Annotated in this window: 11 protein-coding genes; 4 read left to right on the top strand and 7 right to left on the bottom strand. The window is 74.2% G+C overall.

From position 1 onward, the window contains the following. Positions 1 to 91: 91 nt before the first annotated feature. Positions 92 to 1,459 (bottom strand): PKD domain containing protein, encoded by a 1,368-nt coding sequence (locus ODJ79_RS35750; protein WP_263028085.1) that lies wholly within the window; start codon positions 1,457 to 1,459, stop codon positions 92 to 94. 121 nt (positions 1,460 to 1,580) lie between these two features. Here ODJ79_RS35750 and ODJ79_RS35745 point away from each other — a divergent pair, with 121 nt between their 5' ends. Further along, positions 1,581 to 2,372, top strand: a complete 792-nt coding sequence (locus ODJ79_RS35745; RefSeq protein WP_263028084.1) for a hypothetical protein — start codon at positions 1,581 to 1,583, stop codon at positions 2,370 to 2,372. Positions 2,373 to 2,399: 27 nt separating this feature from the next. On the opposite strand, the gene ODJ79_RS35740 is transcribed toward ODJ79_RS35745, so the two are convergent. After that, positions 2,400 to 3,608, bottom strand: coding sequence for an NAD(P)/FAD-dependent oxidoreductase (locus ODJ79_RS35740; protein WP_263028083.1), 1,209 nt, complete (start codon positions 3,606 to 3,608; stop codon positions 2,400 to 2,402). 2 nt (positions 3,609 to 3,610) lie between these two features. Then, positions 3,611 to 4,216, bottom strand: coding sequence for a GTP cyclohydrolase I FolE (folE, locus tag ODJ79_RS35735; protein WP_263028082.1), 606 nt, complete (start codon positions 4,214 to 4,216; stop codon positions 3,611 to 3,613). 101 nt (positions 4,217 to 4,317) lie between these two features. Here folE and ODJ79_RS35730 point away from each other — a divergent pair, with 101 nt between their 5' ends. Beyond that, on the top strand, positions 4,318 to 4,956 hold the full coding sequence (locus ODJ79_RS35730) for a helix-turn-helix transcriptional regulator (protein ID WP_263028081.1): 639 nt from the start codon (positions 4,318 to 4,320) through the stop codon (positions 4,954 to 4,956). Positions 4,957 to 4,983: 27 nt separating this feature from the next. Here ODJ79_RS35730 and ODJ79_RS35725 read toward each other — a convergent pair whose 3' ends face one another. From ODJ79_RS35725 to ODJ79_RS35715, 3 genes are all read right to left on the bottom strand, one after another. Further along, the gene (locus tag ODJ79_RS35725; RefSeq protein ID WP_263028080.1) at positions 4,984 to 6,369 is read right to left on the bottom strand and encodes a discoidin domain-containing protein; all 1,386 of its coding nucleotides are present in this window, start codon (positions 6,367 to 6,369) and stop codon (positions 4,984 to 4,986) included. A gap of 224 nt (positions 6,370 to 6,593) precedes the next feature. Continuing rightward, complete coding sequence (locus ODJ79_RS35720; RefSeq protein WP_263028079.1) at positions 6,594 to 7,331, bottom strand: YwiC-like family protein; 738 nt, start codon at positions 7,329 to 7,331, stop codon at positions 6,594 to 6,596. 7 nt (positions 7,332 to 7,338) lie between these two features. Beyond that, positions 7,339 to 8,037: a helix-turn-helix transcriptional regulator gene (locus ODJ79_RS35715; RefSeq protein ID WP_263028078.1), complete on the bottom strand. Its 699-nt coding sequence runs from the start codon at positions 8,035 to 8,037 to the stop codon at positions 7,339 to 7,341. A gap of 89 nt (positions 8,038 to 8,126) precedes the next feature. Between ODJ79_RS35715 and epsC the strand changes: the two genes are divergently transcribed. Together epsC and cysK are read left to right on the top strand one after the other, a co-directional pair. Next, the gene (epsC, locus tag ODJ79_RS35710; RefSeq protein WP_263028077.1) at positions 8,127 to 8,672 is read left to right on the top strand and encodes a serine O-acetyltransferase EpsC; all 546 of its coding nucleotides are present in this window, start codon (positions 8,127 to 8,129) and stop codon (positions 8,670 to 8,672) included. Continuing rightward, the gene (gene cysK / locus ODJ79_RS35705; protein WP_263028076.1) at positions 8,645 to 9,574 is read left to right on the top strand and encodes a cysteine synthase A; all 930 of its coding nucleotides are present in this window, start codon (positions 8,645 to 8,647) and stop codon (positions 9,572 to 9,574) included. Before epsC ends, cysK begins: the two co-directional genes overlap by 28 nt. Here the strand turns inward: cysK and ODJ79_RS35700 are convergent. Continuing rightward, complete coding sequence (locus ODJ79_RS35700; protein ID WP_263028075.1) at positions 9,552 to 10,760, bottom strand: molybdopterin molybdotransferase MoeA; 1,209 nt, start codon at positions 10,758 to 10,760, stop codon at positions 9,552 to 9,554. The genes cysK and ODJ79_RS35700 overlap by 23 nt on opposite strands.

Below are 10,760 nucleotides of genomic sequence, written 5' to 3'. Positions count from 1 at the left end.
ATCGCGGTGGTCGCCGGGCCGGCGCTCGGCGCCCGCACGAGAGGTGGCGAGGCTCAGGTGTGGCTCGCTGAGCGCGTCGCTGGGGCCGGGTCTATCTCGTTGAGGCGCTATGCCGAAAAGGCGCCGCGCCCGGCAACGGGAACATGCCGATCCGGCCGTGGTACTCGTGGCCGAGCTCGTCGGTGTCCGAGCCGACCAGCAGGCCCTGCGGGACGACCACCAAGGCGTAGACGCCGACGCCGCGGGCCCGGGTCGGGTTCCAGGGCAGCGTCTTGCCGGTGGCCGGGTCGACCGCGCCGATGCCGGGCCGCTCGACGGCGCCCGGCCCGACCGTGTAGAACGGCTTCTCGCCCGGGTTCTTGACCTTGTGACCGTCCGGGTTGTCCATGTACAGCTGGTGGCCGCCCAGGTAGACGGCGACCCCGGTGATCGCCACCGCGGACAGCGAGTTGCCGCCGGTGTGCTGCACCCAGACCGGCTCGTGCCGGCCCGGACCGGCGGTCTGGAAGCGGACCGCGGCATCGCAGACCTTGTCCCGTCCCGAGGTGCCGCCGCTCGTGGTGACCACGATGTAGGTGCCGTCCGGGGAGAACTTCACCTGCCGCAGGTACGCCTGGAAATCGGGTGCGCACGGGGGTATGAACGCGTCGGTGTACCAGTCGGTCAGCGCCGCCCGCGGCCCGGACACGTCGAACATCGCGATCTGGGAGCGGTAGATCGCGCCGACCCGCCGCATCGCACCGACCGCCACCAGCCGCTGCCCGTCCGGCGACAGGTCGAGGCTGGTGACGAAGGTATCCGGCAGGCCGAGCGCGGTGAGCTGGGCGTCGAAGCCGGGGTCGACCGCGCCGGTGAAGGCGTCGAGCCGGGCGAGGCCGGCCCGCCGGATCCGGTTGATCCCGGTGAAGGTGCCGCCGGCGTAGACGTTGTCGCCGCGAACGGCCAAGGTTCGGACGTCGCCGTAGTTGATCGCGGCCCGGAAGCCGCTCACCCGCTTTCCGTTGAGCGAGAGCCGGGCCAGGCCGCGCTGCCCGAAGCCGTTGACCGTGGTGAACGTGCCGCCCGCGTAGACCGTGCCGCCGGGGCCGGTGGCCAGCGCGTGCACGCCGCCGTCGACCCGCGGCGCGAACGGCAGGACCGCGCCGGTGAGCAGGTCGAAGGCGAAGATGTTCCGCCGGGCGTAGAGGTGCCGGCGGGAGCTGTCGGCGACCTTCTTGAACTCGCCGCCGACGACCACCGTGCGATCGACCACGGCGATCGCCCGGACCTCGCCGTCCAGCACGTGCGGGGTGTAGGCGACCGGATGCTCGGAGACCACCGCCGGCTGCCAGGAGTCCGCGGCGGCCGGATGCACCGAGACCACCGCCGGCTGCCAGGAGTCCGCGACGGCCGGCGACGGGGTACCGGAGGTGACGGCGACGACCACGAGCAGGGCAGCAGCAAGCAAACGACGGCGCATCGATCGGTCCCCCATCGCTGGAAGTGGTTGAGGGGATCAACGAGGATCGGCTCGCCGGGTGGCGGTGACTCATCCGAAGGGAATGAGGCCGGCCGGGCGGGGCGGCCCACACGATGATGATGTGCGCGTTCCGGCGACGCTTCCGCAGGCCGTCCGCGAGGAGTTGCGGCGGGCGCTGCACCCGCCGTACGACCTGCCGCTGGGCATCCTCGGCAACGGCGTGCTGCTGGTGATCTGCTGGACGCTGCTGCCGGCCCGCGCGGTCGACGCGCTGTTCCGTTTCCAGGGGCCGTTCGCGTTCGCCATGGTCCTCGCGCTCTGGATCTACTCGGACGTGCCGGTGACCAACCCGCTCTGCGGCGATGCCGGGCACAGCATCGCCGCCCTCGACGACCCGGCGGCGCTGCGGCGCCTGCTGTACGCCAAGAACATCGCGATGTGGCTGCTGGCCACCCCGCTGTGCGTGCTCGTGGCGGCGGCCATCGGGGTCACCGAGCGGCGGCCGGTCACCTTCCTGGTGACCGCCTCCTGGATCGTCCTGGTGCCGCTGGGCGCGCTCGGCGCCGCCGCGTGGGTCGGCATCCGCTGGCCCTACCACCCGCTGCCGCTGCGCGAGCGATGGGCGGGCAGGCGGCGGTGGCGGCCGATGCTGCTGCGGTGGACGGTGCTGATCCTCGCGCCGTTCCTGGTGGTGCCGTTCCTGACCGCCGTGCTGACCGTGCCGGGCCTGCTGGTGTGGTGGTGGGCGGGACACGGCGGCCGGGTCACCGACGGCCAGTTCGCCGCCGGCGTGCTGCTGACCGCGGTCCTCGCGGCCGTGGCGTGGCCGGCCGGGCACCGCCGCGGCGCACGGCTGGCCCGGCGCCGCCGCGAGCAGCTGGCCGCCTATCTCGCAGATCCGGCCCAGGGCTGAGCTCGCCGACCGCCCAGGAAAAGGTCGTCAGGCGTTCGCCAGGTCGGCCAGCGGGACGGAGGGGTCGGCCAGCCGGGCCGGGTCGACCGGGACGCGCGCGCGAACCAGCTCCTGGATCGACTCGTTGACGTCCCAGACGTTGACGTTCATGCCGGCCAGCACCTGGCCCTTGTCGTGCCAGAACGCGACGTACTCGCGGCCGTCGAGGTCGCCGCGGATCACCAGGTCGGGCTCGGCGCCGGGCGGGATCCAGCCGGCGTACTCCATGCCCAGGTCGTACTGGTCGGTGAAGAAGTACGGCACCCGGTCGTACGCCACCTCCTGGCCCAGCATCGACCGGGCGGCCGCCGCGCCGGTGTCGATCGCGGTCGCCCAGTGTTCCACCCGGATCCGGTGGCCGAACAGGGCGTGGTCGACGGCGGCGACGTCGCCCGCGGCGAAGACGTCCGGGTCGTCGGTGCGCAGCCCGTGGTCGACGAGGATGCCGTCGTCCACCGCGAGACCGGCCGCCCGGGCCAGCTCGGTGCGCGGCCGCACGCCGACCGCGACCAGCACGGTGTCGGCCGGGCAGAGCGTGCCGTCGTCGAGCACGACGCCGTCCGCCCGGAACTCGGCGGCCTGCCGTCCGAAGTGGAACACCACGCCGTGCGCCGCGTGCATCGCGGCGAAGGACGCGGCGAGCCGGTCGCCGAGCACCCGGTGCAGCGGCAGCGGAGCGGTCTCGACCACGGTGACCGCCGCGCCGCGTTCCCGGGCCGCGGCCGCGATCTCGAGACCGATCCAGCCGGCGCCGACGATCACCAGGCGGGCGCCGTCCCGCAGGCCGCCGGCCAGGTGCTGGCTGTCGGCCAGGGTACGCAGGTAGGCGACGTCGCCGGGGAGGGGCAGGCGGCGGGGCTCGGCGCCGGTGGCCAGCAGCAGCCGGTCGTAGCCGACCGTGCTGTCGTCGGCCAGCCGCACCCGGTGCCCGGCCCGCTCGATCGCGCGCACCGGGGTGGCCGTGCGCAGCTCGACATCGTGCCGGCGATACCAGTCGGCCGCGTGGACGTACACGTTGTCCCGCTCCGCCGTGCCGAGCAGCAGGCCCTTGGAGAGCGGCGGCCGCTCGTACGGCCGCTCGGTCTCCTCCCCCAGCAGCACGACGCGCCCGGAGAATCCCTCGGCGCGCAAGGTCTCGGCGGCTTTGGCGCCGGCCAGGCCGGCGCCCACGATCACAAAGGTACGGTCGTCGATCATCGTCATCCCTTTCCGGTGGATGCCAGGCCGGCCACGGCGAGGAACTCGGCACGCGAGCGGGCGTCCGTGCGGAGCGTGCCGAGCAGGGTGGAGGTGACCGTCCGCGCGCCGATGGCCTGCACGCCCCGTAGGCTCATGCACAGGTGCTCGGCCTCGATCAGCACGCCGACGCCGCGCGGGCGCAGGTGGAGGTCCAGCCAGTCGGCCACCTGCTTGGTCAGGCGTTCCTGCACCTGAGCGCGGCAGGCGAACAGCTCGACGACCCGGGCCAGCTTGGACAGGCCGAGGATGCGGTCGCCGGGCAGGTAGCCGACGTGCGCGACGCCGGTGAACGGCAGCAGATGGTGCTCGCAGAGCGAGCGCACCGGGATCGACCGGACCAGGACGAGCTCGTCGTAGGCCTCGTCGTTGTCGAACGTGGTGAACGCGAACTCCCGCGGGGTGAGCAGCTCGGCGTACGCCCTGGCCATCCGCATCGGGGTCTCGGCCAGGCCGGGCGCCGTCAGGTCCACGCCGATCGCGCCCAGGAACGCCTCGGCCGCGCGCTCGGCGGCCGGCAGGTCGGGTTCGGTCCGGGCGGGCTGCACGCGTTCCGGCGCGATCGTCATCCGCGTCCTCCAATTTTACCAGCGTTCGTTTGCTTTAAAGACGAGCCTGCCTGGAGTCGCGGAGAATTTCAATAGCCAATGTTGATGATAATCTGCAGAACATGGACCCGTGGAACGCCGTGACGACCCTGTCCGACCCGTCGCGCCGCGCGCTGTACGACTACGTCCGCCGCCAGGACCACCCGGTCGGCCGGGACGAGGCGGCGACCGCCACCGCGATGTCCCGCGGGCTGGCCGCGTTCCACCTGGACAAGCTGGTCGACGCGGGCCTGCTTTCGGCCCGCTACGCCGCGCCCGCCGGCCGGCCACGCGGCCGGGGCCGCGCGCCGAAGGTCTACGAGGCGACCGGCGACGGCTTCGCGGTGACCATTCCCGAGCGGCGGTACGAGTTGATCGCCGACATCCTCGCCGAGGCGGTGGCCGGCGGCGAGCAGCCGGCCACCGAGGCCGCCACGCGACTGTCCTACCGCCGGGGACGAGACCTGTCGGCGGTGCTGCCACCCGGGCAGGACGTGGTCGGCGCGCTGGCCGACCTCGGCTTCGAACCGCGGCGCGACCCCGAGGCGGTCACCCTGCACAACTGCCCGTTCCACGCCCTCGCCGCCCGGCACACCTCGCTGGTCTGCGGGCTGAACCACGCGTTTCTCTCCGGGCTGGTCGACGGGCTCGGCGCGACCGACTCGGCGCCGGTGCCGGCCCCGCGACCGGGGCGCTGCTGCGTGGAACTGCGCTCGCGCTGAACCACGCAGCAGCAAGGTTTCACCGGGTCAGGACCCGTAGACCTGGAACTCCCAGAGCGAGTAGCCGTACTGCGTGCCCCGCTGCGTGCCGTTCATCCGCACGTAGCGGCCGGAGCCTGAGACGTTGAGCGTCTGGTTGCCGCCCGTCCCGGTGGTGGTGGAGTAGATCGTCGTCCAATTGTTTCCGTCGGTGGACGTCTGGATCTGGAAGGCTTTCCCGTACGCCGCTTCCCAGTTCAGCCCCACCTGCGTGATGGTGTGCGTCGCGCCCAGGTCGACGCGCAGCCACTGCGGGTCGCTGAAGGCGCTGGACCAGCGGGTGCCGGTGTTGCCGTCGGTGGCCGCCGACGCCGGGAACGAGCCGTTCTCGGTCGACGACGCGGTGGTCGGCCTGCCCTGCGCGAGGTTCGTGCCGCCGGGCGGGGGCGTGGTGCTGCCCGGACCCTTGTTGTAGACGGCGACCCAGTCGACGTTCATCTGGCCGCCGGAGACCGTCGCGGCGGTGGGGCCGCCGCCGAACGCGTCCGGGAACCCGCCGCCCATCGCCAGGTCGTAGATGATGAAGAACGGGTGGTCGACCGCGTTCGCCCAGGTCGTCGCGTCGACCCGGGTGGCGGGCAGGGTGAAGTAGTTGGCGCCGTCGAGGTACCAGCGGATCTCCTCCGGCGACTTCGACCGGTCGATCTCGACCGCGTAGTTGTGATAGCCGGTCTGGCAGCCGGAGCAGGCGCGCTCGCCGCTGCCGAGCCCGGTGGACTCGTTGCACGGGCCGCCCGGGTTGGTGCCACAGTGCAGCGTGCCGAAGACCGAACTGCGGCCGTTGATGTCCTCGAGGATGTCGACCTCGCCGCTGGTCGGCCACGACGTGCCGGTCCGCAGCGTGCTGCCGAGCATCCAGAAGGCGGGCCAGTAACCGGCCCCGTTCGCGGTGGTCACGTTGGGCTGCTGCAGGCGCGACTCCATCCGCACGACACCGCCGGGCGCCGCGCCGAAGGTGGCCGCCTGGGTCTCGATGCGGCCGGACGTCCAGCCCGAGCGCGGGGCGGAGCCGCTGTGCAGGGCCCGCAGCACGAGGTGGCCGGCGCCGTCCTGGAAGACGTTGGCCGTGCTGTTGGTCATCGTCTCGATCTCGCCGGTGCCGAAGCTGCTGCCCGGCCCGGTGTCGTACTTCCAGGTGCCGGTGTTCACGCCGGTGCCGGACGCGCCGGTGAAGTCGTCCGCCCAGGTCTGGGTGAAGCCGGCCGGTGGCGCGGGAAGCGCGGCCGGCGCCGCGGCGGCGACGGGCGCGGCCGGGGCGGTGCTGAGGTCGGCGGCGTGCGCGGTGGCGGTGACCGCGAGCAGCCCGGCGGTGGTGGCCGCGGTCGCCGCCGCGATCCACAGTCGACGCCCTGGTGATCCGGTGATTCGTGGCATGCGGAAACTCCCTGGGGTGAGGGATGCGCCGAGCCAGGGCCGAGGGCACGTACGGACGGCAGTGCCCGGGCCGGGGAACTGGCCCGATGCGTCGTTCGCCGCCGGCACCGGGGTGCGCCGGCGACGCTGGGGATGAAAAGAGAGCGCTCTCCCACAGCATGTAACGCCTTCGCCGGGCGGCAGTCAAGTGATCCGGGGAAGCGCTTCCCGGCCCGGGTCGCCGGTCAGACGACCGCGGCGATCAGCACGAGCGCGCTCGCCACGATCTCCGCGAGGCCCACCTGCTTCGGGGTGAGCCCGCGCCCCGGCGCCAGCCACGCCCGCGCCAGCAGCAGGGCGAACACCACCGCCGGGACCGGACCCAGCGCGGCCGCCACGACCAACGCGAACAGGTGGAAGGCCATCGACGCACGCCGGTACGCCCGGCTCCCCCGCTCCCGGATCATCGTCTTGACGTAGAGCACCGTGCCGGCGAAGTAGAGCAGGACGACCAGGAACGGGGTGAGGACCCGGCCCGGCGGCTGCCCCGCCACGACGGCCACCACGAACACCATCAGGCAGCTCTGCACGACCAGGGCCAGGTCGTTGACCAGGGCGCGGTCCCGGCGGCGCGCGGCGTACCAGGCGTTGACCGCCAGCAACACGGCGAACACCGGCGCGAACAGCAGCACCCGGGGGCGAGCCACGACGACGGCGAGGCTGAGCGCGGCGGTGATCGGGGCGTACCAGAACAACGGCTCGCGGAAGCGTTGCGGGCGACGGGTCTTGACCGCCTGCAGGGCGAAGTAGGACAGCAGGTACCCGCTCAGCCAGGCGCCGAGCAGCGGCAGGTCCGGCCATCGGAACCCGGCCGCGAGCACCCCGGCCAGGTACGGCAGCAGCAGCATCGCCCAGGCACCGTGCTGCGGGGGCACGAACTGCCGGACGGCACGGCGGCGGGCCACCGCGGCGGGAGCGCTCATCGCGCGGTCACCTCGGACGTCCCCGGAACGCCGGCAGGCGGACGACACAGGCGTGCGGCGCGCCGAACGGCTCCAGCACGGCGCCCTCGCCGGTGGCGCCGCGGCTCTCCAGGACGCCCCGCACGACGCCGGCGTGCAGGCCACACATCGCGTCCGGGTTCTGCCCGACCAGGTCGAGGAACGGGCAGGTCCGCAGGTGCACCTCGACGTCGGCGGCGTCCGGCCGGGCCGGCCGGCGCTCCGGGTTGAAGCCCAGTCCGCTCAGGACGGCGGTCACCGTGGTGAGGGGATCGTCGTCGGCCGGTGCGGTCGCCGCGAGCTGCCGTCCCCAGTCGCGGCCGACGCGGATCGCCGCGGCCCGGACGTCGCCGCCCCGGCGGGGCAGGTGCTCGAGCAGGGCGGCGGCGAGCGCCCGGTACGGCGCGGGCGCCGGATCGGTGGCGGTCGCCCGGTACCGCCACGCGGGCCGGCCGGGCTGCCCGCCGCTGGCGCGCGCCTTGACCAGCAGGCCGGCCTCGACCAGACGCTCCAGGTGGGCGCGGGTCGTGGACAGATGCTGCCCGGTGGCCTCGGCCACGTCGGCGGCCGTCAGCCCGCCGGCCGCGTCGCGCACCAGTCGCAGGATCGTCACGCGGCTCGCCGACCCGAGAGCCCGATACCGCGGGGTGTCGATCGTCTCGCCGCTCGGCCCACTACCCGTTTCCACGTCTCCGACGTTACGACGTCAATTGACGTCAAAACTAGGGGCCGTTCGACCCTGATCGCGCCGCCTGTGCTCGCCTAGCGTTCCCGATCATGGACGACATCCGCGCCGCCCTGCGGCGCGACCCCGCCCTGTACGGCATCCACCGCGTCGAGGTCCTGCTCTACCCGGGCCTCTGGGCGGTGTGGGGCCACCGGATCGCCCATCGGCTGCACCGCTGGGGTGTGCCGCTGCTGCCGCGACTCCTCTCGCAGGCGATCCGGCAGGTGACCGGCATCGAGATCCACCCCGGCGCCGTCGTCGGCCGACGACTGTTCATCGACCACGGCGCCGGGGTCGTCATCGGCGAGACCGCCCGGATCGGCGACGACGTGACCATGTACCACCAGGTCACGCTCGGCGGCCGGGGCTGGCGCCGCGATCCGAAGGGCAGCCGGCGGCACCCCACCGTGGGCGACCGGGTCGTGCTCGGCGTCGGCGCCACCGTGCTGGGTCCGGTGCGGATCGGCGACGACGCCGAGATCGGCGCGCTGTGCCTCGTCCTTTCCGACGTCCCGGCGGGCACGCGGCTGCGCGCGCCCGCAGCCCTGCCTGTACCTGGGAGATTCGCATGGTCTACCTCGACATCACCGAACTGATCGGACGTACGCCGCTGGTGCGGCTCGCCCGCTTCGAGCCCGGCCTGCCGGCCCTGCTGCTGGCCAAGCTGGAGTCCGCCAACCCCGGCGGCAGCGTGAAGGACCGCATCGCGCTCGCCATGATCGAGGCCGCCGAGGCCACCGAACAGCTGCGGCCGGGCGTGCCCATCGTGGAGGCGACCAGCGGCAACACCGGCATCGGCCTGGCCATGGTCGCGGCCGCCCGCGGCTACCGGCTGACGCTGACCATGCCGGAGAGCATGAGCGCCGAGCGACGGGCGCTGCTCGCCGCGTACGGCGTCGAAGTGGTCCTGACGCCCGCGGCCGAGGGCATGCGCGGCGCCCTCGACCGCGCCCTCGAGATCGCCGACGAGCGCCGGGCGTTCATGCCCCGGCAGTTCGACAACCCGGCCAACCCGGACGCGCACCGCCGCACGACCGCGTGCGAGATCTGGAACGACACCGACGGCGCGGTCGACGTGCTGGTCGGCGGGGTCGGCACCGGCGGCACCCTGACCGGCGTCGGGCAGGTGCTCCGGGAGAAGAAGCCGGGCCTGCGGGTCTACGCGGTCGAGCCGGCCGAGTCACCGGTCCTGTCCGGCGGTGCGCCCGGCCCGCACGGGATCCAGGGCATCGGCGCGGGCTTCGTCCCGGAGGTGCTCGACCCAACTGTGTACGACGAGGTCGTGCGCGTCGATGTCGAGCAGGCCCGGGCGGCGGCCCGCCGACTGGCCCGCACCGAGGGCATCCTCGCCGGGGTCTCCGGCGGCGCCGCCCTGCACGCGGCCGCGGCGATCGCGGCCCGGCCGGAGCACGCCCGGCAGACCGTGGTCGTCATCCTGCCCGACACCGGCGAGCGCTACCTGAGCACACCGCTGTTCACTGCCACGGATCGGCCGTAGCCGTCGGCCACGGCAGGCGCAGGATCTCGACGGGGCCCGCGACCGGGCCGGGCGGCAGCACCGCGAAACCGTCCGCGCCGGCGGCCCCGCCAAGGTAGCCCGGCTGCCCGCCGCCGACCGGCCGGAATCCGTCGCCGGCACGGCGCACCGGCAGGATCCGGGTGCGCCGCGCGTCCGGCGGCACCGGCTCGACCAGCGGTGCACGGACCGGTGTCGCCGGCGCTCGCCCGGCCAGCCCGGCCAGCAGCGGCTCCACCAGGGTGAACGCGGCGACCAGCGCGGCGTACGGGTTGCCCGGCAGGCCCACGATCCAGCCCTCGCCGTGCCGGGCCAGCACCTGCGGATGCCCGGGCCGGCAGGCGACGCCGTCCACGTGCACCACGGCGCCGAGCCGGTCGAGCGCCCGGTGCAACCCGTCGGCCGGACCGACGGACGAGGCACCGCACACCACGGTCAGCTCCGCGTCGCCGGCGCACGCGGCCACGGCGTCGGCGAACTCGTCGGCGTCGTCGTCGACCATCCGGGTGGCCGGCAGGTCCGCACCCCACGAGGTGAGCAGCGGCACCAGCATCGGGCCGATCGCGTCCCGGACCCGGCCCCACGGCGGCGGGCCGGACACGACCAGTTCGCTGCCGCTGACCAGCAGCCGCACCCGCGGCCGGGGACAGGCCGCGACCGCGTCGAGGCCCACGCTCGCCGCGAGGCCGAGCACCGGCGGCGTGACGATCGCCCCGGCCGGCAGCAGCTGCTGACCCGGCCGGGCGTACTCGCCCTGCCACCGGATGTGGCGGCGGGGACCGTCCGCGCCCCACACCCGGTCGCCGTCGCGCCCGGCGTCCTCATAGGGCACCACCCGGTCGGTTCCGGGCGGCACCGGCGCCCCGGTGGCGATCTCGACGGCGGCGCCGTCAGCGAGCGGTTCGGGCAGCACAGCGTGGCCGGCCAGGATCCGGCCGGCGACCCGCCACGGCGCCGGCCCGCGCACGGCGTAGCCGTCCATCGCCGCGTTGTCGAAGCCGGGCAGCGGCACCACCGCGGCCAGCGGCGCGGCGAGCGTCCGCCCGGCGGCCTCGGCCAACGGCACCACCTCGGCCGGGCCGGGCGTCGCCAGCGTGTACGCCAGCAGCCGGGCCGCGGCCCAGTCGAGCGATGTGGACGTGGGGTGTTCCTGCGCGGCCAGCGTCAT

Origin of the sequence: Actinoplanes sp. KI2, from assembly GCF_025630775.1 — a bacterium.
Classification (GTDB): Bacteria; Actinomycetota; Actinomycetes; order Mycobacteriales; family Micromonosporaceae; genus Actinoplanes.
The sequence above is the reverse complement of the archived record's forward strand: the minus strand, read 5'-3'. Positions and strand labels throughout refer to the sequence as shown.